This is a genomic window from Caulobacter sp. GW821-FHT10E02 (genome assembly GCF_059415225.1).
The window spans coordinates 939,840-963,451 of sequence record NZ_JBWKMV010000001.1; the positions used below are offsets into that span (position 1 = coordinate 939,840).

15 protein-coding genes are annotated in these 23,612 nt (G+C 68.1%); 10 read left to right on the forward strand and 5 right to left on the reverse strand.

The window, feature by feature from the left end:
* Positions 1-2: 2 nt before the first annotated feature.
* Both AC07NI_RS04275 and AC07NI_RS04280 read right to left on the reverse strand, forming a co-directional pair.
* Complete coding sequence (locus AC07NI_RS04275; RefSeq protein WP_494616435.1) at positions 3-530, reverse strand: helix-turn-helix domain-containing protein; 528 nt, start codon at positions 528-530, stop codon at positions 3-5.
* 115 nt (positions 531-645) lie between these two features.
* Positions 646-1,599 carry a LysR family transcriptional regulator gene (locus AC07NI_RS04280; RefSeq protein ID WP_494616436.1) on the reverse strand — a complete coding sequence of 318 codons (954 nt, stop codon included), beginning with the start codon at positions 1,597-1,599 and terminating at the stop codon, positions 646-648.
* A 43-nt stretch (positions 1,600-1,642) separates the two neighbouring features.
* On the opposite strand from AC07NI_RS04280, the gene AC07NI_RS04285 reads away from it, so the two are divergent.
* From AC07NI_RS04285 to AC07NI_RS04305, 5 genes are all read left to right on the forward strand, one after another.
* Positions 1,643-2,392: an SDR family NAD(P)-dependent oxidoreductase gene (locus AC07NI_RS04285; protein WP_494616437.1), complete on the forward strand. Its 750-nt coding sequence runs from the start codon at positions 1,643-1,645 to the stop codon at positions 2,390-2,392.
* A 142-nt stretch (positions 2,393-2,534) separates the two neighbouring features.
* A complete protein-coding gene (locus tag AC07NI_RS04290; protein ID WP_494616438.1) occupies positions 2,535-5,579 on the forward strand; it encodes a sensor histidine kinase in 3,045 nt (1,014 codons plus the stop codon).
* Between the two features lie 103 nt (positions 5,580-5,682).
* Positions 5,683-6,453: an alpha/beta fold hydrolase gene (locus AC07NI_RS04295; RefSeq protein ID WP_494616439.1), complete on the forward strand. Its 771-nt coding sequence runs from the start codon at positions 5,683-5,685 to the stop codon at positions 6,451-6,453.
* Between the two features lie 29 nt (positions 6,454-6,482).
* Positions 6,483-8,159: an electron transfer flavoprotein-ubiquinone oxidoreductase gene (locus AC07NI_RS04300; RefSeq protein WP_494616440.1), complete on the forward strand. Its 1,677-nt coding sequence runs from the start codon at positions 6,483-6,485 to the stop codon at positions 8,157-8,159.
* A 45-nt stretch (positions 8,160-8,204) separates the two neighbouring features.
* A complete protein-coding gene (locus AC07NI_RS04305; protein ID WP_494616442.1) occupies positions 8,205-9,077 on the forward strand; it encodes a hypothetical protein in 873 nt (290 codons plus the stop codon).
* Positions 9,078-9,093: 16 nt separating this feature from the next.
* Here AC07NI_RS04305 and AC07NI_RS04310 read toward each other — a convergent pair whose 3' ends face one another.
* On the reverse strand, positions 9,094-10,110 hold the full coding sequence (locus AC07NI_RS04310) for an LLM class flavin-dependent oxidoreductase (protein ID WP_494616443.1): 1,017 nt from the start codon (positions 10,108-10,110) through the stop codon (positions 9,094-9,096).
* The gene (locus AC07NI_RS04315) at positions 10,110-11,015 is read right to left on the reverse strand and encodes an ATP-grasp domain-containing protein (protein WP_494616444.1); all 906 of its coding nucleotides are present in this window, start codon (positions 11,013-11,015) and stop codon (positions 10,110-10,112) included. Before AC07NI_RS04315 ends, AC07NI_RS04310 begins: the two co-directional genes overlap by 1 nt.
* A 523-nt stretch (positions 11,016-11,538) precedes the next feature.
* Between AC07NI_RS04315 and AC07NI_RS04320 the strand changes: the two genes are divergently transcribed.
* Positions 11,539-14,169, forward strand: coding sequence for a TonB-dependent receptor plug domain-containing protein (locus AC07NI_RS04320; protein ID WP_494616445.1), 2,631 nt, complete (start codon positions 11,539-11,541; stop codon positions 14,167-14,169).
* Positions 14,170-14,195: 26 nt separating this feature from the next.
* A complete protein-coding gene (locus AC07NI_RS04325; protein ID WP_494616446.1) occupies positions 14,196-16,817 on the forward strand; it encodes a M14 family zinc carboxypeptidase in 2,622 nt (873 codons plus the stop codon).
* Positions 16,818-16,857: 40 nt separating this feature from the next.
* Here AC07NI_RS04325 and AC07NI_RS04330 read toward each other — a convergent pair whose 3' ends face one another.
* On the reverse strand, positions 16,858-17,826 hold the full coding sequence (locus AC07NI_RS04330; RefSeq protein ID WP_494616447.1) for a GlxA family transcriptional regulator: 969 nt from the start codon (positions 17,824-17,826) through the stop codon (positions 16,858-16,860).
* A gap of 144 nt (positions 17,827-17,970) precedes the next feature.
* Between AC07NI_RS04330 and AC07NI_RS04335 the strand changes: the two genes are divergently transcribed.
* From AC07NI_RS04335 to AC07NI_RS04345, 3 genes are all read left to right on the forward strand, one after another.
* A complete protein-coding gene (locus AC07NI_RS04335) occupies positions 17,971-18,621 on the forward strand; it encodes an HD domain-containing protein (RefSeq protein WP_494616448.1) in 651 nt (216 codons plus the stop codon).
* A gap of 213 nt (positions 18,622-18,834) precedes the next feature.
* Positions 18,835-20,820: a glycoside hydrolase family 97 protein gene (locus tag AC07NI_RS04340; protein ID WP_494616450.1), complete on the forward strand. Its 1,986-nt coding sequence runs from the start codon at positions 18,835-18,837 to the stop codon at positions 20,818-20,820.
* A 73-nt stretch (positions 20,821-20,893) separates the two neighbouring features.
* Positions 20,894-23,575 carry a TonB-dependent receptor gene (locus tag AC07NI_RS04345; RefSeq protein ID WP_494616451.1) on the forward strand — a complete coding sequence of 894 codons (2,682 nt, stop codon included), beginning with the start codon at positions 20,894-20,896 and terminating at the stop codon, positions 23,573-23,575.
* Positions 23,576-23,612 lie beyond the last annotated feature (37 nt).

Here is a 23,612-nt window from a genome sequence, read left to right on the forward strand (position 1 = left end):
GTTCAAGCCGTCCGGGCCAGATTCGAGCGGCCATGGGCGCGGCGCCAGGCGTTCGGGGGCGCGCCGTACTGGCGGTGGAACAGGCGTGTCAGGTGTGACTGGTCGGCCAGGCCGCAGGCCAGGGCGATCTCGCTGATCGGCCGGTCGGTGCCGGCCAGCATTCCCCGCGCGCGCTCCAGCCGCAGCACCATGACATAGCGTGAGAAGGGCTGGTCGAACGCCTTCTTGAAGGCGCGCGAGAAGTGGCTGCGGCTGACCCGCACCACGCCCGCCAGTTCCTCGACCCGAAGCTGGCCCTCCAGGCCGCCCTCGATGTGGGCCTCCAGCCGCTTGATCTGCCAGGGCGCGAAGCCGCCGGTGTGCATGGCCCGTTCCGGCGCGCCGCCGACCATTTGCAAGGCCGTGGCGATCTTGGTGCGGGTGGCGGTCTGGTCGAGCGAGAGCTCGTCGAGGGCTTCGGTCAGGAGCCCGGTCAGCACCCGCGTGCGGCCGGCCGTAGCCGAGGGGGTGAAGTCGGTTGCTGGCTGCATGGCGCAAGTTCCGTCGCTGTTCGATGAGGACGGTACGAGCGGCCGGGCCGGGGATCGATTTGGATGAAGGGCAGGGCGACCCTATACCTGCGGACAGGATCGGACCCGGCGAGGTCTAGCGCGCCAGCCCCTGGAACTGTTCGGCCACGAAGTCGGAGAACAGCCGCGCCCGCAGCGGTTGGAAGCGGCCGTAGGCGTGCAGGATCCGTAGCGGCACGACCGGCAGGGGCGCGTGGGGCATGACGATCTCCAGGCGGCCGGCCCGAATGTCCTCGTCCACCGTCCAGCGCAGCAACTGGGCGATGCCGACCCCGTTCACCGCCGCGGCCCGCAGCGCGAAGCCGGAGTCGCAGTCCAGCACGCCCTCCGGCGACAGCGACCTCCCGTCCGCAAAGGTGATGGGATAGGGACGGCCGCCCAGCCGATAGCGGACGTGCCGCGCCGTCGCGAGTTGCGCGATCGTCTCCGGGCGGCCGTGGCGATCCAGGTGCTCTGGCGAGGCGATCAGCACCAGCGGCGCGGAGCCCAGCGGCCGGGCGATCAGATCGGTGTCCTGCACCTCCCCGGCGCGGACGGCCAGGTCGTAGCCCTCGCGGACCACGTCGACGCGGCGGTCGGTCATGTCCAGTTCCAGCCGCACACCCGGATGCCGTTGCATGAAGATGCGGGTCAGCGGGTCCAGCAGCAGGCGGCCCAGGTCGGTGGGCAGCGAGACCCGCAGCCGGCCCTCGGCGGTCGATTGAACCACGTCCTGGGCCTCGGCCAGGGCGCGCAGCAGCGGCGTGACGCGCTCGAAATAGGCCGCCCCCTCGACGGTCAGGGTGAGGGTGCGCGTCGAGCGGGTGAACAGGCGCACTCCCAGCCGCCGCTCCAGCCGCGCCACGCTCTTGGACACCGACGACGGCGTCGTCCCGGCCAGGCGCGCGGCGGCGCTGAAGGAGCCGGTCTCGACCGTGTTGATGAAGGCGGCCAGGCCGGCGGCGTTGTCGAGGGGATCCAGCATCTGATCCATCGTGGAATAGGTGATGTGCCAACGGGCCGAGTTATAGGAGCTCGGATCAAAGGCCATCTGGGGTGTCGCAACACGAAGCAACAGCCCTGGAGGCCCTAAAATGAATATCCTGGACGGCAAGGTCGCCGTGATCACCGGCGGCGCCAGCGGCATTGGCCTAGCGTCGGCCAAGCTCTTCGCCGCCGAGGGCGCGAACGTGATCGTCACCGGCCGCCGCGCCGAGGTGGTAAAGGCGGCCGTCGCCGAGATCGGCCCGAAAGCCTCTGGCATGGTCGGCGACGTCGCCGACCTCGGTCACCACGAGGCGGTGGCCGATGCCGTGCGCTCGCGCTTCGGCGGGCTGGATATCTACATGGCCAATGCCGGGATCAACACGATCACGCCGTCGCCGCGGGTCTCAGAGGCCGAGTACGACGCCCAGTTCGCGGTCAACGCCCGTGGGGTGTTCTTCGGCGTGCAGAAGGTCGAGCCGTTGCTGCGCGACGGCGGGGCGATCATCCTGACCGGCTCGATCGCCAGCGAAAAGGCGCTGGACGGCCACGCCGCCTATGCCGGCTCCAAGGCCGCCTTGGCCGCCTTCGCCCGCATCTGGGCGCTGGAGCTGAAGGGGCGCGGCATCCGCGTGAACCTGCTCAGCCCCGGTCCGACCGACACCGAGATCCTGGAGAAGCTGGGCGTGGCCCCCGACCAGCGCGCGGCCTTCGAGGCAAGCATGGCCGAACGCATCCCGCTGGGACGCCTGGGCCGGCCGGAGGAGGTGGCGAAGGCGGCGCTGTTCCTGGCGTCGGAGGCGTCGAGCTTCATCACCGGCGTCAATCTGAAGGTCGATGGCGGCATGACCCTGCTCTAGGCGCACCGCAAAACCGGGCGCCAGGAGACAAGCGCGAACGCCGTTCTTGTGGAAGGATGGCGTTCGCCAGCGCTCGGCGGGGGCGCGCAGCGGGCAGGGGCGCTGCTTGAAATCGCAATCCGGATCGATCTGGGGACACCGCGTGGCGCTGGCCTTCGCGATCGCCTGTGCGCTATCGACGCCCGCCCTGGCGCTCGATCCCGCCCGCACCCTAGTCCAGCACAAGCACAGCGAATGGACCTTCGAGACCGGCGCCCCGGCCCCGGTGTTCCAGGTCGCCCAGGGCAAGGACGGCTTCCTGTGGGTCACCGCCTCGGTGAACCTCTACCGGTTCGACGGCGTCCGCTTCGAGAAGGTCCCTATCGAGGGCGCGACGTCCGAGGTCCATGGCTCGCCGACGACGCTGCTGGTAGCCGCCAATGGCGATGTCTGGACGGCGTTCTCGCGCTCGAACCGCTTCGCGGTCTATCGCCAGGGCGTCTTGAAGCTTGTCCCATCGCCCGAACCCAAGGGGATGGTCACGCGCCTGGCCCAGAGCCCTGACGGCGCGATCTGGGCGGCGATCGGCGGCGTAGGCGGCGGGCTGATGCGCTACGCCAAGGGCCAGTGGACCCTCTACGGCGACGAGGCCGGCCTGCCGCGCAGCCAGCTGGGCGGCATGGTGGCCACGCAGGACGGGGCGATCTGGGTTTCGTACCAGACCGCTGTCGTCCGCTTAGCGCCGGGGGCGAAGCGGTTCGAGACGGTGATCAGCAAGGCGGATGGCGCAGGCAAGGGGCTGGTCCTGGATGCCGCTGGCCGCGTCTGGCTGATGGACAAGAGCGGCGCTCGCGCCCTCACGGGGCCAAACGGCGTTGGGCCGTCTCCGATGACGGGACTGCCGTATGCGGTCCAGGGCGGCGCGACCGCCGGACGCGCCGCGTTCGATCGCGACGGCAATCTCTGGATCGCCAGCCGGAGCCTGGGCGTCCAGCGTGTGCCCGCGCCGGATCCGCGTGGTGCGCCGTCCAAGTCGGCGGCCGAACGCGTGGAGCGGTTCACCACGGCCGACGGCCTCAGCTCGAACATCACGGCCGGGGTCTTCGAGGACCGGGAGGGCAATGTCTGGGTCTCGACCTCGCGTGGGCTCGACAAGTTCCGGGCGGCCAACATCGTCGTCGAGCCGACCCTGACCCAGCCCGCCGCCTATGGCGACATCCTGCATGTGGCGTCCGACGGGGCGGTCTATGTCGCCGAGGCCAGCACGGTCTACCGCGTCGCGCCGGGCGGTCAGCCCCAGCCGATCCTGAAGAATACGCCCGAGCCCGAGGCGATGTGCGAGGCGCCGGACGGGACGCTGTGGATCGCCTTCACCGACCACGTCCTGACCTGGAAGAACGGCGTCACGGATCGCCGCATCCCGCATCCGCCCGCCGAAACCGGCTTCTACGACTGCGCCTTCGACCGTCACGGCGATGTCTGGTTCACGGCCGCCGAGAGCGGGCTCTATCGCTATCGTGCTGGACTTTGGGAGACGATGTATCGCGCGGAGAAAGGCCTGCATCCCCAGGCCATGAGCGTCGATCCGAAAGGCCGGCTGGTCATCCAGTGGTCGGAGGACGCGGTGGCCTGGCTCGACGCGCCTCGGCTGGAGCGAGCCAAGATCGACTACGGCGGCGCAAGACCGCAGACGCGGACCCTGGACGCCGGCGGGCCGCGCACCTTGGCCGCCGGGACGTTCGGCCTGGCCCGCATCGCGCCGGGTTCGTTCGAGGCGCTGTCGATCAAGCGCTTCCCGGCCATCCGCGGCGTCAACGGCATCGTCCAGATGCCCAGCGGTGAGATCTGGACGGCCGCCCAGACCGCCATCACCCGTTTCTCGGCCAAGGACTTCGACCGGGCCTTCGCCGACAAGAGCTTCACGCCGCCGACCCTGAAGCTGGACTTCGACGACGGCCTGCCCGACCGGGTCGCCAACCAGGGCTGGAAGACCATCGTGCGCGGCGGCGACGGCCGTCTCTGGATCAGCACCGACGCCGGGACCGTCTGGCTGGACCCGGCCCGTATCCGCCGCAACACTCTGGTCCCGCCGGTGGCGATCAGCGCGGTCAGCGCCGACGGCGTCCTGCACCGCGACCCGCGCCAGCTGACCCTGCCGGAGCGCGTCGCCAATATCCAGATCGACTATGCGGCCCTCAGCCTGGTGGTCCCCGAGCGGGTCCGCTTTCGCTATCGGTTGGAGGGCTTCGACAAGGACTGGGTCGAGGCCGGCGATCGTCGGCAGGCCTTCTATACGAACCTGCCGCCGGGCAAGTACCGCTTCCAGGTGGCGGCGGCCAACAACGACGGGGTGTGGAACAACACCGGCGCCAGCGTCTCCTTCGAGATCCCGCCGGCCTTCACCCAGTCGGCATGGTTCCTGGCGCTGTGCGCCGCTTTGGGCGCGGCGGTCCTGTGGCTGGTTTACAACCTGCGCATGGCCCAGGTGGCCCAGAACATCCGCCGTCTGCTGGAAGAGCGACTGGGCGAGCGCGAACGCATCGCCCGCGAGCTGCACGACACCCTGCTGCAGAGCGTCCAGGGCCTGATCCTGCGCTTCCAGTCGGCCGCCGAGCGCCTGCCCGAGCAGGATCCGACCCGCCAGCAGCTGGAGGCGACGCTCAAGCGCGCCGACGACGTGATGGTCGAGGGCCGCGACCGTGTACGCGACCTGCGCCTGTCGGAAGACGCCTCGGACCTGCACGGACTGATCGAGACGCTGGTGAAGGGCACGGGCTTCGATCCGCCCATTCCCGTGCGGATCGTCGTGGAGGGTCGGCCGCGCCCGGTCGACACCCTGGTCGGGGCCGAGGTCGGCCGCATCGTCGGCGAGGCGTTGTCGAACATTATCCGCCACGCGCGGGCCAGCGCGGTCGAGATCGAGATTTGCTTCGCGCCGGACGAGCTGCGGCTGCTGATCCACGACGATGGCGTGGGTCTCGACGAGGCGGTGCTGCGCGACGGCGAGAAGAAGGGCCACTTCGGGCTGGTCGGCATGCGCGAACGCGCGGCGCGGATCGGCGGGACCCTGACCATCGAGAGCCGGGTGGGGAAGGGCACGGACATCAGCCTGACGACGCCGGCCCGCCTGGCCTATCAGCCCGAAGCGCATCGCGGCTGGCGGCGGCTTTGGCCCTCGCGACCCACGCCATCGGAGGTCGGCGCCTAGACCTTGGGACAGGGCGCGCAGGTCCTTCCGCGAGATAGGCCGGGCCGGGGCGAAAACGCATCCTCCTGGGGACGGGCCGCTTCCGGCCCCCACGGAGACCCCGATGCGCAATGTCCTGAAGGCCCTGTCCCTGGCCGCCGTCCTCACCGCCTCGGCCGCCCAGGCTGAGACGTCCAAGCCGACCATCGTGCTGGTGCACGGCGCCTTCGCCGACGCCTCGGGCTGGAACGCCGTGGTCAGCAAGCTCAGCCGCGACGGCTATCCGGTCGTCGCCGCCGCCAACCCGCTGCGCAGCCTGAGCGGCGACGCCGCCGCCCTGTCGGCCCTGGTCAATTCGATCCAGGGCCCGGTCGTGTTGGTCGGTCACTCGTACGGCGGCGAGGTCATCAACGAGGCCGCCGCCGGCAAGGCCAATGTCTCGGCCCTGGTCTTCGTCGCCGCCTTCCTGCCGGAAGCCGGGGAGTCGGCCTTCACCCTGTCGGGCAAGTTCCCGGGCAGCACCCTGGGCGGCGCGCTGAAGTCGGTGGCCCTGCCGGATGGCGGCGAGGACTTCTACATCCAGTCGGCCAAGTTCCACGCCCAGTTCGCCGCCGACGTCTCGCCAGCCGCCGGGGTCCTGATGGCCGCCACCCAGCGCCCGGTGACCAAGGCCGCCCTGTCCGAAGCGGCGACCACAGCCTCGTGGAAGCGCCTGCCGTCCTACGTGATCTACGGCACGGCCGACCGCAACATCCCGGCCGAGGCCGAGCGCTTCATGGCCGACCGCGCCAAGGCCCGGAAGGCCATCGCCGTCGAGGGCGGCTCGCACGCCTTGATGGTCTCGCACCCCGACAAGATCGCCGCCCTGATCGAAGACGCCGCGACGGCGCGCTGAGGCCGGTGTCCGGCCAGGAGGAGGGGTCCATGCCCACGGATCAAACGCCGCAGCGCGAGACGATGGTCTATGACGTGGTCATCGTCGGGGCCGGGCCATCGGGCCTCTCCGCCGCCATCCGCCTGAAACAGCTGGCCAAGGCCGCCGGGACCGAGGTGTCGGTGGCGGTGCTGGAGAAGGGCTCGGAGGTCGGCGCCCACATCCTGTCGGGCGCCATCGTCGACCCGGTCAGCCTCAACGAACTGTTCCCCGACTGGAAGACGATCGGCGCGCCGCTGGAGACGCCCGTCGCTTCCGACCGCTTCCTGTTGCTGGGCCGAAAGCTGTCGTTCCAGATCCCGATGTGGCTGATGCCGCCCTACGTCCACAACGACGGCAATTACATCGCCTCGCTGGGCAACCTCTGTCGCTGGCTGGCGGGACAGGCCGAAGCCCTGGGCGTCGAGATCTATCCCGGCATGGCCGCTTCGGAGCTGGTTCTCGACGCCAACGGCGGCGTGAGGGGCGTGGTCGCGGGGGTCTTCGGCCTGGAGCGCGACGGGACGCCGGGACCCGCCTACCAGCCGGGCGTCGAGCTGCACGGTAAGTACGTGATGATCGGCGAGGGCGCGCGCGGCTCGCTGGCCAAGCAAATCATCGAGCGTTTCGACCTGGCCCGGAACAGCCAGCCACAGAAGTACGGCATCGGCCTGAAGGAGCTGTGGCAGGTGCCCGAGGAGGTCTTCAGGCCGGGCTTCGTGCAGCACACCCTGGGCTGGCCGCTGGACGACAAGACCGGCGGCGGCAGTTTCATGTACCACTTCGGTGATCGTTACGTGTCGTTCGGCTTCATCGTCCATCTGGACTACGCGAACCCCTGGCTGTCGCCGTTCGACGAGTTCCAGCGGGTCAAGCACCATCCGACCATCGCCAGGCACCTGAAGGGCGGCAAGCGCATCGCCTACGGCGCGCGCGCGGTCATCGAGGGCGGCTTCCAGTCGACGCCCAAGCTCTATTTTCCGGGCGGGGTGCTGCTGGGCGACGCGGCCGGTTTCCTGAACTTCCCCAGGATCAAGGGCAGCCACAACGCCATGAAGAGCGGCATGCTGGCCGCCGAGGCCGCCTTCGCCGCGATCGGGGCAGGACGCGCCGGCGATGCGCTGGTCGAGTACGAGGAGGCCTATGAGCGCTCCCGCGTCTGGCGCGAGCTGCACACGGTCAGAAACGTCAAGCCGCTGTGGTCGAAGTACGGCACGATCTTCGGCAACGCCCTGGGACTGATCGAGATGTTCACCACCCGCTTCAGCGGCTTCTCGTTCTTCGGCACGATGAAGCACCGCAAGAACGACGCCCAGGAGACGGGCCTGGCCGCCGACCACCGGCCGATCGCCTATCCCAAGCCGGACGGGGTCCTGTCGTTCGACAAGCCGTCCAGCGTTTTCCTGTCGGCCACCCACCACGAGGACGACCAGCCGGTCCATCTAAGGCTGACCGACCAGTCGATCCCGATCGCGGTCAACCTGCCCAAGTACGGCGAGCCGGCCCAGCGCTACTGCCCGGCGGGTGTCTACGAAGTGCTCTATGACGCGGAAGGCCGGAACCCCAGGTTCCAGGTCAACTTCCAGAACTGCGTCCACTGCAAGACCTGCGATATCAAGGATCCGTCGCAGAACATCACCTGGACCCCGCCGCAGGGCGGCGACGGGCCCAACTATCCGAACATGTGACCATGCGGCGGGGGCGACCCGCCGCGATGACGAAGGGACGCGTCGATGAACACCGGGCCTGTGCGGGTTCTCCTGCAGACCACCATTCCGCCGGCGGACGACGACTGGTCAATTGCCCGCTTCAGCCTGCTGCGCGACCTGCTGGCCGGCGCGGTCGGTGACGACGGCCGGCCGCTCTACGCTGTCGAGGCGCGGGACCGGGGACCGCTGGGCGCGCCCGATCCGGTGCTGTCGCGCCTGGACGAGAGCGACTTCGACCAACTGTGGCTGATGGCGGTGGATGTCGGCGACGGCCTGACCGACGAGGACTGCGAGGCGATCTCGCGTTTCCGCGAGCGCGGCGGCGGCCTGGTGGTCGCGCGCGACCACATGGACCTGGGTTCGTCGGTCTGCACCCTGGGCGGGGTCGGGGCGGCGCACTGCTTCCACAGCAAGAACCAGGAGCCCGACGCCAGCCGCCACGTCCGCGACGACGAGGAGACACAGGCGATCTCCTGGCCCAACTACCGTTCCGGGGCCAATGGCGACTACCAGGCGATCCATCCGCTGGAGCCGCTGCATCCGGTGCTAGCCGACCCGACCTCGCCGACCGGCGCGCTGCGCTACCTGCCGGCCCACCCGCACGAAGGTGCGGTGATCGCGCCGCCGGACGCTCGAGTCATCGCCACGGGCCAGAGCCACACCACCGGCCGGGGCTTCAACCTCGCTGTCGCCTTCGAGCGGGAGGGAGCGACCGGCCGGGCCATCGCCCAGAGCACCTTCCACCACTTCGTCGACTACAACTGGGACTTGGCCATGGGCTCGCCGAGCTTCGTGTCCGAAGTTCCCGGCGACGGCATGGCGCACGAGCCCCAGGCTCTGGCCGACACGCACCGCTACGTGCTGAATGTCGCGAGGTGGCTGGGCCGACGCCAGTGACGTCGGCCCTCTGGGCCTAGGCCGTGCCCATCACCTGCTTGGCGAAGCGTTCCATCTCCTCGGCCTGCGGGCTCATCTGCAGGAGGAGGAGGTCCAGGCCCGCGGCCTCGTACTCGGCGATGCGTTCCTTCAGCTGTTCGGGCGTGCCGACCAGGTTAGGGCGCAGGCCGCGGTTGGAGACCGAATATTCCTGGAGCTTCATCTCGCGTTCGAGCTGGGTGCCCGAGAGCCATTGGTCGAAGTTGGCGTAGCCGGCCGGCAGCTCGCTCACCGTGGTGATCCGCTCCAGCTCGCGCTTGGCTTCGGCCTCGCTGTCGCGGACGATGGCGTAGGCTGCCATGCCGAACTGCATCGGCGGGCCGCCGACGGCCTCGCGGCGGGCCTTCATGTCGGCGATCTTGGGCGCGATGACCTCGACCGGATCGCCGTGCATGACATAGGCGTCGCACTGGGTGGCGATCATGGTCTTGGCCGCCTCGCTCTCGCCGCCGGCATAGATCGTCGGATGCTTGACGGGCTTGGGCGAGCAGATCGCGTCTTCGGTCTTGTAGAACTTGCCCTCGAAGCTGAAGCGCTCCTCGGTCCACAGGCCATCGACGACCTTCAGCCACTCGCTGGTGCGGGCGTAGCGATCGTCGTGCTGGTCGAACTGCAGGCCGTACTGCTTGGCCTCGTCGGCCCACCAACTGGACACGACGTTCAGCGCCAGGCGCCCGCCGGAAATCTGGTCGATATTGGCCGCGGCCTTGGCGAACAGGGCCGGCTGGTGGAAGTTGGGCCGCACCGCGACCATGAACTCGATACTCTCGGTGACCGCCGCCAGGGCCGCCGCCGTCGACCAAGCGTCCAGGGCCGGCTGCTCGACACCCTTGATGTCGTTGAGATTCAGCTCGGCGATCAGGGTGAGGTCATAACCCCACTTCTCCGAGTTCTGGGTCAGGCGCTTGGCGTAGTCCCAGGTCGCCGACATATTCTCGTCGGGCACGTTGCGCAGCCAGCCGCCGAAGACGGGCATCCAATAGCCATAGCGCATCAGCGCACCTCCTCGAGCCAGGTGACGATCTTGTCGACCAGCCGCTCGTGCGGGTCCCAGCCCAGCACCCCCAGCGGATTGGCGACGAAGTTGGACAGTCCGTTGATATCGTAGAACCGCGCCGAGCCGTCGCGATCGTCGATCATCACCTCGACACCGCCGACGTCGAGATTGGCGCCGCGAGCGATGGCCTCGGCGGCGTCGCGCAGTTCGGGGCCGAGATCGACCGAGGTCATCGGGATCGGCTGGCCGGGGATCTGGCAGGCGTCGGCGGGGCACAGGTCGAACGCGCCGGCGCCCTCGACGCGGATGGCGTAGAGATATTCGCGGTCCAGGGTCTCGATCCGGGTGATCGCGCCGTCGCGGGCAGGGATGTATTCCTGGACCAGCAGGACGCTGTCGACGCTGGTCGGCAGCAGGCCGTCGGCCTTGGCGGCGCGCAGTTCGTCGCGGCTGTCGAAGCGGCTGATGCCGGCGCCGGCGCCGCCGATGTTGGCCTTGACCAGCAGCGGATAGCCGATGTTCTCGGCGGCGGCTTCCAGGTCGGCGGCGCGGCGCACGACGCGGGTCTTGGGCGCGCCCAGGCCCAGCGAGGCGATCAGGGCCAGCTGCCGGGCCTTGGAGGTGTCGTAGGCGAGGGCGGACGTGCCGTTCAGCACCCGCGCGCCGGCCTGCTCCCACTGGGCGAACAGCGACTGGGCCCAGAAGATCGGATGCTCGGCGTCGCGCAGGAACGACGACATGGCGATGCGGTTGAAGATCAGCTTGGCCGGCGGGGCGGGGACCTGCGGATCGAAATCGCCATCCGGCTTCAGGGCCTGGAAGTCGATACCCCGGGCGCTCAGCACGCTGAACAGGGGCTCGAACCACTTGGGGTGTTCGTAGAGGACGGCTAGGTCGGTCACGATACGCTCGCGTTTGATTTACTGGGCCTTGTTCCCGGCGTCCTACCTTCGCTCAAAAGAAAGCCCGGCGCGATGCCGGGCGAGCAAGCTAGGAAATGCCCGGATGGGGCAGAAGCGGGGCCGCTTCACACCTTGACCTTAGGGGCGCCCGGAATTCGGCTTAAGCCAGAAATCCTGTGGGCGGGATCGGGCGTCAAAAAATCTCAATCCCTACTAAATCTATCTGATTTGATATCGCGGGCCGGATGTCGGTCGCGAGGGGATCGGCGCGGAGTCGACGCCGGGCGTTCGACGGCGTCGGATGGTTTAAAGTATACCGAAATACTAGAAATATATAAACTAATCCGACCGGAGCTCGGCTCTGGGGTGGCGCGATATGGGAAATCGTAGTCAAGAAAGGGTGTTCGTGAGGAAATCCGCCGACTGGATCGCCTCTCAACGAGCCCAGAAAAACTAAGGCGTGAATGCGGCGGGTGAGCCCCTAAGGCAGCTCCAGTGATTTTCTAGCTGGGGTTCTTGGTCCATGTCGCATTCCAAACTCGCGCTCCTGGCGCTGCTCGCCTCGACGGCCGCGCCGGTCATCGTCCAGGCGCAGGTCGCCGCGCCCTCCGACACGGCCCAGACTGTGGTCGAGGACCTGGTCGTCACGGGCACCAACATCCGCACCGCCGCGGCCAAGGGCTTCAACCCCGTCCAGGTGATCGGCCAGGAGGAGGTCAAGACCTCGGGCAAGGTGACGGTCGCCGACCTGCTGCGCTCGATCTCGGCCAACACCGGCAACGCGGCCAACGAGACCAGCAACAGCGGCTGGGCGTCGGGCTCAGCCGGCATCGGCCTGCGGGGCCTGTCGCAGAAGAACACCCTGGTGCTGCTGAACGGCCGCCGCGTCGCCAACTACGGCTTCCCGGCCAACGGCCTGTCGGACACCTTCGTCAACCTGAACGCCCTGCCGCTGGTGGCCGTGCAGCGGATGGAAGTGCTGAAGGACGGCGCCTCGGCCATCTACGGCTCGGACGCCGTCGCCGGCGTGGTCAACATCATCACCCGCCAGAACTTCCAGGGCCTGGAGGGCGGCGCCAGCTACGGCACGTCGGACGAGGGCGGCCTGACCACCTGGCGCGGCAAGCTGGTCGGCGGCTTCGGCGACATCGACAAGGACCGCTACAACGTCCTCTTCAGCGCCGAGGTCTACACCCGCGACCGTCTTGACCAGGACCAGCGCGACCTGACCAAGTCGGGCATCTATAGCGGCCTGCCGGGCGGGCGCTGGAACGGCTGGAGCGCCAAGGGCGCGCGCTATCTGGTCAACGGCGTCTCGGTGCCGATCCTCGACTCGGCCGGCAACTGCCCCAAGGGCATGGTCCGCACCGCCAGCGCGCCGATCGACGGCCTGTCGGGCGAGACCTGCGCCATCAACCTGGCGCCCTATACGACTCTGATCCCCTCGACCGATCGCTACCAGGGCTATGTCAGTGGCACGGCCCGGGTCGGCGACAATGTCGAGCTCTTCGGCGAGGCGGTCTACAGCTACATCAAGGGCGTCTCGATCTTCGGCTCCAGCCCGTACTTCACGCTGGAGGGGGGCCGCTTCGCGCTCAACGCCACGACGGGCCTGGCCGAGCCGGTCTCCAACGTCCTGGCGGCCAACAGCCCTTACAACCCGTACGGCGTGGCCACGCCGATCGAGTACACCTTCTTCGACCTGGGCCAGTCGCTGAAGACCAACATCTCCAAGGCCTATCGCGTGCTGGGCGGCGTGCGCGGCAAGACCGAGCACTTCGACTGGGAGGCCACGGCCTACGCTTCGGCCAGCAACGAGAAGGAGACCGTCGCGGCCGGCTTCGCCAACCGCTGGGCGCTGGCCACGGCCCTGGCCGACGGCTCGCTGAACCTGCGCGACCCCGGCGCCACGCCCAAGGCCGTGCTGGACGCGATCCGGCTCAGCACCGTGCGTCCCGCCGAGTCCAAGCTGCACGGCGCCGACTTCAAGATCTCGGGCGAGCTGTTCAACCTGCCGGCCGGTCCCGTGGGCTACGCGGCGGGCGTCGAGTACCGCAAGGAGTCTCTGGTCTCGCGCAATCCGGTGCAGATCGACCAGGGCCTGCAGATCCGTCCTGCCATCGCCGCCGTCGACGGCGAGCGCGAGGTGGTCGCCGGCTATGTTGAGGCCAATATCCCGCTGCTTTCGACCCTGGACCTGCAGGTGGCCGGTCGCGGCGACCACTACAGCGACTTCGGCAGCGCCTTCTCGCCCAAGGCCGGCCTGCGCTGGCGCCCGAACGAGATCGTGACCCTGCGGGCCTCGGCGTCGCGCGGCTTCCGCGCACCGTCGCTGTCGGAGAACGCGTCCTCGACCAACATCTCGTACGGCACGGTGGTCGACCCGTTCGATCCGGACCTGCCCAACTCGCGCCAGAGCCCGACCTTCTTCACGGTCGGCAATACGGCCCTGAAGCCGGAGCGCACGCGCTCGTTCAATGTCGGCCTGGTCCTGACCCCGCGTCGCGGCAGCCTGATCAGCTTCGACTGGTACAAGATCAAGCTCGACAACCTGATCGGCACCGGCAACTCGACCTCGATCGTGCAGGGCAACAACCCCGCCGACGTGATCCGCGACGCGCGCGGCAAGCTGGTGGCGGTCTACAACCGCTATCAGAACCTGACCGAGCTCTCGACGTCAGGCCTGGACATCGAGATCAGCCAGAAGCTGCCGACCGAGCGCTTCGGCGACTTCACCGTCTCGACCGCCTACACCCACGTCTACGACTATCGCCGGCCGGTCACGCCGGGCGGGGCGCTGGTCAACTATGCGGGCAACAACCGCGGCGCGGTGCTGCCGGCCGACAAGGCCACCACGCGCCTGGGCTGGAACATCGCCGACTTCGACGCCAACCTGACCTGGTACCACACCAGTGGTTACGACCTAATCCCGACCGTGGCCAACCAGAGCCGCGTCGACGCCTATGACCAGGTCGACGCCTACCTTGGCTATTCCGGCTTCAAGCGGTTCACGATCTACGCCAAGGTCGAGAACCTGTTCAACGAGGCCCCGCCGCATGACGCCAACTTCCCCGGCATCCGCGCGCCCTACGACTTCAGCCAGTACGACCTGCGTGGTCGCTACTTCCAGGTCGGTTTCGACTTCAGCCTCTGATCTCGGTTCTTGAGAAAGTAAGCATCATGTCCATCAAAACCTGGATCCGCAGCGCCGCGCCGGCGGCGTTGCTCGCCGCGAGCCTGTCTGTCAGCGTCCTGGCCGCGCCGGTCACCGCGTCGGCCGAGCCAGTCAGCTATTACTTCCCCAAGGCGGGAGCGGCCGATTTCGACCCGGCCATCCCGACGCCGGAAGCCTTCCTCGGCTACGCCATCGGAACGCAGTACACCCGTCACGATCAGGTCGTGGCCTACTTCAAGGAACTGGATCGGTTGTCCGACCGGATCACCGTCCAGGAGATCGGCAAGACCTATGAGGGCAGGGCGCTGCTGGCCGTGCTGGTGACCTCGCCGACCAACCAGGCGCGGATCGACGACATCCAGAAGGCGCACGCGGCCCTGGCCGATCCCAACGCCGCCGCGCCCGATCCGGCCAAAACGCCAGTCGTGGTCGGCCTCTATTACGGCGTCCACGGCAACGAGACGTCCAGCGGCGAGGCCGCGCTGCTGACGGCCTACTACCTGGTCGCCAACCGCTCGGCGGAGGTCCAGGACTGGCTCGACAAGTCGGTCATCCTGATCGACCCGGCCCAGAACCCGGACGGTCGCGACCGCGCCGCCAACTGGCACAATGCCTGGAAGAGCAACCCGCCGGTGGCCGATCCGCTCGACAAGGAACATGTCGAGCCGTTCCCGATGGGGCGCACCAACCACTACTTCACCGACCTGAACCGCGACTGGCTGGCGATCACCCAGAACGAGACGCGCGCCAAGCTGGCGGTGTTTCAGCGCTGGCGGCCCAACGTCCAGATCGACTTCCACGAGATGGGATCGGGCAGCACCTACTACTTCGAGCCCTCTCCCGAGAGCATGGAAAGCCCGCTGCTGCCCAAGGCCTCGTACGCCTTCAACAAGGTGCTGGCCAAGTACCACGCCAAGGCCCTGGATGACCTGGGCTCGCTCTACTACACGGGCGAGAACTACGACAATTTCTCGGCCGTCTATGGTTCGACCTATCCCGACTTCCACGGCGGCGTCGGCGTCACGGTCGAGCAGGCCAGCTCGCGCGGCCTCGTCCAGGACACGGCCAGCGGTCCGGTGACCTTCGGGTTCACGATCCGCAACCAGGTCGCCACGGGCCTGGCCTCGGTGCGTGGCGCGGTGACCGAGCGCGAGGGCCTGTTCAAGCTCCAGCGCGACACCTTCCGGTCGGCGGTCGAGGACGGTCGCCGCTACAAGGTCGGGGCGTTCGTGTTCGGCGACCCGGCCAATGTCGGCCTGTCGCGCCAGACCCTGGACCTGCTGCTGCAGCACCATATCGAGGTCCACGCCCTGGCCGCGCCGGTGACCATCGACGGCAAGACCTACGCGCCGGGCAGCGCGTGGATCGTGCCGTCGGCCCAGCCGCAATTCCGGCTTGTCCACTCGATCTTCGAGCCGACGCCGCCGACCAAGGGCGGGGTCTATGGCAGCACCTCCTACGCCATCGCGCCGGCCTATGACCTGAGCGTCGGACGACTGGCCAAGGCGCCGGCGCTGGGCGCGGTGGTGACGGCGCCGCCCGTGGCCGCCGGCGGCGTGGTTGGGCCTGAGACGGCCTATGCCTACGCCATCGACTGGCGCGACCTGAACGCGCCCAAGGCGCTGGCGGCGCTGCTGGGCGACGACGTCAAGGTGCGGGTCGCGTTCGAACCGTTCTCGGCCGGCGTCCAGGGCGGCCAGACGAACTTTGCGCGCGGGACCCTGATCGTGACCACGGCCGGTCAGAGCGTCTCCGCCGCCGACCTGCGGGCCGATGTCGGCAAGGCCGCGCGGGCGGCCGGCGTGCCGGCCTACGCCCTGACCTCGGGCAAGAGCCTGTCGGGCGTCGACCTGGGCAGCGAGAGCGTGAGGCCCATCCGCAAGCCCAAGATCGCCTTGGTGATGGGCGAGGGGATCAACGCCACCGAAATCGGTTCGACCTGGTATTCGCTCAGCGAACGCCTGGGCTGGCCGGCGACCAAGCTCGATCCGGCCCAGCTGCGCCGCGTCCCGCTGGGCGACTACACCAGCATCGTCCTGGCCGGCGGCCGCTATGATGACTGGAGCGACGAGACGGTCGCGGCCCTGCGTCGCTGGGTCCAGGCCGGCGGCTCGCTGGTCACCTTCGGGACGGCTTCCAAGTGGGCGGTGTCCAAGAACCTGACCGGTCCCGCGCCCAAGGCGGCCGAGGCCGACACCGCCAAGGCCGATGCGGCCAAGCCGGACGAACGTCAGGACTTCTCGGCCAGACGTGACGCCCTGGCCGAAAAGCGCAGCTCCGGCAACGCCTTGTCGGCGGATGCTGACATCACCCACCCGCTGGCCTTCGGCCTCAGCGAGCGGGCGCTGTTCGTGAACAAGGAGACGGACGTCACTCTCAAGCCGGTGGCCGACGCCTTCTCGAACGTGGTGCGCATCGACGCCCAGCCGGTGGTCAACGGCTACCTGCCTGAGGCCCTGCGCAAGCAGGCGGCGGGCACGGTCTGGGCTCAGGTGGCGCGCGTGGGCGAGGGTAACCTCGTGCTGTTCGCCGACGATCCGGCTCACCGCAAGTACTGGCTGGGCACCGAGCGGCTGCTGATCAACAGCCTGTTCTTCGCCAACCAGCTGACACCGAGCGCCCGCTAGCCACTATGGGGAGCGCATCCGGTCGCGCCGGATGCGCTCCCTACGCTGGTCCGAACTGTCGCCGATATTGGCTCGGTGACAGGCCAAGGCGGCGCTCGAACACCAGGCGCATGCGGTCGGGCGTCCCGAAGCCGCAGTCATAGGCGATGGCCTTCAGGGGCTGGTCGCCGGCTTCCAACAGATTCCGGGCCCGGTCGATGCGGGCGCGGTTGATGAACTCCGCTGGCGTGATCCCGGTCTCGGCCAGGAACAGGCGCGAGAGGTTGCGCGGGCTGACGCTCGCCACCTCGGCCAGGGCCGTGACCGACGGGCGGGCCGCCAGATGCGCCATCAGGTAGGCCTGAGCGCGGCCGACGGGTGAGGACGGCTCAGCGACCGTGGTCAGGAACGGGCTGAACTGCGACTGGCCGCCTTGGCGTTGAGCCACCACGACCAGCCGCTTGGCCACGGAAAGGGCGACGTCCGCGCCTTGCCGACGCGCGACGATGGCCAAGGCCAGATCAATGCCTGCAGTGACGCCGGCCGAGGTCACAAGGTCGCCGTCCCAGACGAAAATCCGATCCTTCTCGACCCGCGCAGCCGGGAACAGCGCCGCCAACCGCTCGGCGTCCTGCCAGTGGGTGGTGACCTGGCGGCCGTCCAGCAGGCCGGCGTGGCCAAGGCAAAAGGCCCCGGTGCAGACCGAGCCAATGACGCCGCCTCGGCCGGCCTGCGCTCGTAGCCAGTCCGACAGCGCGGCGTCGTTGTCGGCGTCGGGCAGGGTAGGGCCGCCAGCCACCAGCGCCACGGCGTGGTCGCCATCCCGCGTCTCGTCCAACGTCCGGTCGGGTAGGATCCGCGTGCCGTTCGAGGTGCGCAGCGGCGCCGGCGTGGGCGCGATCAGCAGCAGCTCATAGGCGTCGCTCGCCGGGATGAACCGGTTGGTTTCGGCGAAGACGTCGGCGGGGCCGGCGACGTCCAGGGCCTGGACGCCGTCGTGGATCACCAGGGCGATGGTCTGGGTCGGCATGGCTCCCGGCATAGAGCAATCAGGGCTGTCCGCAATCGACGTGTCGTTGTCGCGAAGCGACGGACCCGCGTCGTTGGCCCGCGCGCGCCCGAGCGTCAGAACCTTGAGGCCGCCAAGCACGGCGGAGAGGTTCTGGAGAACGACATGACTGAGATCATCGCCGGCGTGCGGATTCCCGATAGCGCCATGGCCAAGGCCGCGACCCAGCTGGTCCGCGATGTCGAGGACGACCTGCTCTACAACCACAGCCGCCGGGTGTTCCTGTGGGGCGTGCTGGCAGGCGATCGACGCGGCCTGAGCTACGATCCGGAGCTGCTCTACATCGGGGCCATGTTCCACGATGTCGGCCTGACCAAGGTCCATTCCAGTCCGGACCTGCGCTTCGAGGTCGACGGCGCCAACGCCGCGCGCGACTTCCTGGCCGCCTACGACATCCCCGAGCGCGACGTCGATGACGTCTGGGCCTCGATCGCCCTGCACACCACGCCGGGCGTGCCCGAGCACATGCGCCCGACCGTCGCCCTGGTCACGGCCGGCGTCGAGATGGACGTCCTGGGCATCGACTTCCACGCCTTCAGCCCCGAGCACCGCCGCCAAGTCTGCGCCTGCCATCCGCGCGAGGCGAACTTCAAGGAAGGCATCATCGAGCACTTCGCCGAAGGCATCGCCCACAAGCCCGGCACGACATTCGGCAATGTGAAGGCCGACGTCCTGGCCCTGAAGGACCCGGATAATTTTCAGCGCCAGAACTTCTGCTCGATCATCCTGGGCTCGGCCTGGCCGATCGCGCTCTGATCACGTCGCGGAGGCCGGTTCGGCTGGCCTCCGCAGGCTCGCCAGAAATTGTCGTTTTAGGTCGCGCGAAAGGCAGAACGGCGTTAGGTCAACTTGACGGCCTTATAAAATCATATAAATAAGATTCACCGGATAATTAGAGCGCCGCCACCTAAGCAGCGCCGATATGGCTCAAGCCGAACACGGCTGGGTGCGAGGAAACGGAAGGCTGTGATGAGTCCCTTTAAAGCCCTGCTGTTGGCGGCCGTGGTGCTGCCGTGCGCGACGAGCGCCCTGGCCGCGCCGTTGGAGCTACGCTCCCCCGACGGTTCGATCGTCGTCAAGATCGCGGAGTCGAAGGGCGACGCTCCGCCGACCTATTCGGTGACGCGCAAGGCCGAGACGATCATCTCGGACTCGCCGCTGGGCCTGGACATCCTCTACGCCAAGAATTTCGGAACCTTCGACATCGCCGACGCCGGCCGCCGGTCGGTCGACGAGACCCACAAGTTGGTGGCGACCAAGGCCTCGACGGCCCGCGACCACTTCAACGAGCTGACCGTCGGCCTCACCGAACGCGGTGATGGCCGCCAGATGCAGGTGGTGTTCCGCGCCTATGACGACGGCGCGGCCTTCCGCTACCGGCTGCCCGAGCAGAAGGGGCTGGAGACAGTCTCGCTGATGAACGAGCGGACCCAGTTCAACTTCCCGGCCGACTACAGCTGCACCGGCTACAACCAGGGCCGGATGGATCTGAGCCACGAGGGCAAGTACGAGCCGGTCAAGGCCTCGGCGATCCGCTGGTACCACCTCTACGACCCGCCGTTCACCTGCAAGAGCACCTCGGGCAAGACCACCTTCATGTTGGCCGAGGCCGACCTGAAGGACTATTCGGGCCTCTATCTGAAGGGCCGCATCGACGGCGGCCTGGGCATGGCCGCCCAGCTGTCGCTACGCTACGACAACCGCCGCCTGGCCGTGATCCGCGACCTGCGCAAGGGGACGATGGAAACCCCTTGGCGGGTGGTGATGCTGGCCGATCGGGCCGGCGACCTGATCCCGTCCAACCTGATCGGCAACCTCAACCCGCCGCCGGCGCAGGACATGTCCTGGGTCAAGGCCGGCAAGGCCGCGTGGGACTGGTGGTCCGACCCGCATCCGGCCCCGCCGGTCGGTCCGGGCATGTCGATGGAATCGATCAAGCGCTTCATCGACTTCGCCGCAGAGTCCGGCTTCCCGTACCTGCTGCTGGACGAGGGCTGGAGCTTCCGCCCGGTCTACGACCCGACCAATCTCAGCAACGCCGACATCCTGCGCACCAAGCCCAATCTGGATATGCCGGAACTGGTCCGCTACGCGGCCGGCAAGAAGGTCGACATCCTGCTGTGGGTGCAGTGGGACCTGTTGAATCCCAAGCTGACCGAGGCGCTGGACCTCTACGCCAAGTGGGGCGTGAGGGGCGTCAAGATCGACTTCATGGACCGCGACGACCAGGACATGGTCGACTTCTTCCACCGCGTCGTGGAGGAGACCGCCAAGCGCCACATGATGGTGGACATGCACGCGGCCTATCACCCGACGGGCCTCAACCGCACCTATCCGAACTTCATGACCCAGGAAGGGGTCATGGGCGCGGAGTACAACAAGTGGAGCAACGCGATCGACTCCCGCCACAACGTGACCATCCCGTTCACGCGGATGGTCCTGGGGCCGATCGACTACACGCCCGGCGGCTTCCGCAACGTGGCGCCGAAGGACTTCACCTTCCGCTGGCCCCAGCCGATGGTGCAGACGACCCGCGGCCAGCAGATCGCGATGTTCGTGGTCTATGAGAGCCCGCTGCAGAGCGTGGCCGACGGGCCGGAAATGTACAAGGACGCGGCGGGCTTCGACTTCATCAAGGCCGTGCCCGCCGACTGGGACGAGACCCGGTTCATCGCCGGCGACATCGGCGACTACGTCGTGCTGGCCCGCCGCAAGGGCAAGGACTGGTTCGTCGGCGCAATGACCAACGAAGCCGGCCGTACGGTCCAGGTGCCGCTGGCGTTCCTGGGCGAGGGCCAGTTCAAGGCCGACGTCTGGCAGGACGGGCTAAAGTCCACCGACATCGGCAAGACCCAGCGCGCCGCGCTGAAGAAGACCGACACCGTCACCTTGCGCCTGGCGGCCAACGGCGGCGGCACGATCCATCTTTCCCCGGCAGGGGGAAGTCCGCCCTAAGGGGCGGCGGACGACCAATCAAAAAATCAAAATTGGGAAGGGGACTAGTCTTATGAACAGGAAGACTTTGCTTTTGCTCGCCTGTGCCGGCGCCAGCCTGATCGCCATGCAGGCCGCCGCCCAGGAGGCCTCGGTCGTCGACGAGATCGTCGTGACCGGCACCAAGGCCAGCCTTGGCCGCGCTCTGGACGTCAAGCGCAAGGCCCTGGGCGTCGTCGACTCCATCGCCGCCGAGGACATCGGCAAGATGCCCGACCAGAACGTCGCGGAATCCCTGCAGCGGGTTCCGGGCGTGTCGATCGACCGGGCGCAAGGCGAGGGGCGTTTCATCACGGTCCGGGGCTTTGGTCCCGAGTTCAACACGGTGCTGCTGAACGGCCGCGTGCTGGCTACCGACAATGACGGCCGCGAGTTCAGCTTCGACATCCTGCCGTCCGAGCTGATTTCGGGCGCCGACGTCTACAAGACCTCGTCGGCCGAGCTGCAGGACGGCGGCATCGGCTCGACGGTCAACATCAAGACCGCCCGGCCGACCGATCGCGCGGGCAGCTTCGTCGCCGGCAGCCTGGCGGCCAAGTACGACAGCGGCTCGGGCAAGTACACGCCGTCGGGCTCGATCCTGGCCAGCCGGAGCAACGCCGATCGCAGCTTCGGCGTCCTGGCCAGCTTCGTCTACGACAAGCGCAAGTCGCGGGTGAAGCGCTTCAGCACCGACGGCTGGGTGGTCAACCAGGACCTCGACTTCAACAAGGACGGCGTCGTCGACCTGGCCGGCGTGGCGGTCGATCGCGGCACGGGCCAGGCGGTCGACACCAGCACGCGCGAGCGTATCGGCGGCACCTTCGCGGTCGACTGGCGCGCCTCCGACAGCGTCAACGTCAAGCTCGACGGCCTCTATTCGCAGTACAAGATGGACTCCGTCACCAACGCGATGGGGTACTTCTCGGACCCGGCCGACATCATCTCGGCCACGGCCAACGCCAACCGCACCCTGACCCACTACGTGCGCGGCAACACCGGCAGCCTGGCGACCGACAACACCATCAGCGCCTTGCCGCCGCGCGACGCGCGCACTTTCCAGATCGCCGGCAATGTTGCGTGGAAGCCGGGCGAGGACACCACAATGACCACTGACCTGTCCTGGTCGCGCGCCACCAACCACGGTCGCGACGGCGTGCCGGTCATCGTCATCGGTTCGCGCAACACCGGCCGCAACCCGACCTGGGACCTGCAGCCCGACCAGCCGACCCCGGCCTATTCGAACGTCAACTCGACGACCGACGTCAGCACGGCCCGCGGCCACTTCGCGCGCCTGTCGGGCGACAACATCTCCGACGACGTCGTGCAGTTCAAACTCGACGGCGAGCAGCGCTTCGACGGGACGTTGAAGGCGATCCGCGCCGGCGTGACGGCCTCGCGCCGCGAGAAGATCACCAAGGCCTACGAGACCCCCGGCGGCATCCTCTGCGGTTTCTGCGGCTATGCGGTGACCCTGCCGGCCAACCTGACCCAGGTGTTCAACAGCGGCAGCGGGGCCTTCCTCGGCAGCCGCAATCTGCCGACCCAGTGGCTGTCCTTCGATCCCAAGCAGCTGCTGGCCTACTACACGACCGACGCGGCGATCGCCCAGGCCAACGGTCCGGCCGGCTTCCGCGCCGCCCTGGCCGCCAACGGCAACTCCTACAACGGCGTGCTCAATCCCCAGGCCTCGGGCAGCGTCCGCGAGGAGACCGTCGCGGCCTATGTGCAGAGCGACTTCGAAGGTCAGCTGGGCGACAAGCCGTGGTCGGTGCAGGCCGGCGTGCGCTGGACGCACACCAAGCTGTTGGCCAAGGGCGCGTCGCAGAAGCTGTTGTCGCTGAGCACCATCCCGGGCGATGCGACCTTCCTGAACTACGAGCTCAGCACACCGGTGCCCGTCGAGGCGACCAACAAGTACGGCTACTTCCTGCCGTCGGTCAGCGCCCGCCTGAACCTGACCGACCAGGTCGTGCTGCGCGCCGCCGGCTCGCGGACCCTGACTCGGCCGACCCTGACCAGCCTGGGCCTCAACGAGAGCTACAACCTGCGTCCGCCGGCCTCGTTCTTCGTCTCGGGCGGCAATCCCGAACTGAAGCCCTACCTGGCCTGGAACGGCGACATCGGCCTCGACTACTACATCAACGCGTCGAGCTATATGAGCGTCGCCGGCTTCTACAAGCAGGTCGACAACTTCGTGTCGTTGGTCACCCAGCCCAAGCAGATCCTGGGCCGCAGCTTCCTCGACACCCGTCCGACCAACGCCCAGTCGGCGGACGTCTACGGGCTCGAGGCCGCCGCCCAGGTCACGTTCGACTTTCTGCCCGCGCCGTTCGACGGCTTCGGCATGTCGGCCAACTACACCAAGGTCGAAAGCTCGGTCACCTTCGACCCGTCGCTGTCGGCCCAGGTGTTCAACGTCGAGGGCTTGTCGGATTCCGCCAACCTGGTGGTGTTCTACGAGAAGGGCCCGCTGCAGCTGCGCGGCGCCTACAACTGGCGCGCCAAGTTCCTGCGCCGCACCTTCGGCTCCGAGGGCAACCCCGAGAATGTCAATGCCTACGGCCAGTTCGATATGTCGGGCAGCTGGGCGGTGCGCAAGAACTTCTCTTTCTTCGTCGAGGGCGTGAACCTCTTCAACAAGAAGACCCGCAGCTACTCGGCGTATGAGGAGCGCCTGCTAACGCTCGAGGAGTCCGGCCGCCGCGTCATGTTCGGCGCGCGGGCCAGCTTCTAGTCCAAGCCCTCTCAGCTCGGGCGTGGAGCCCATGCGT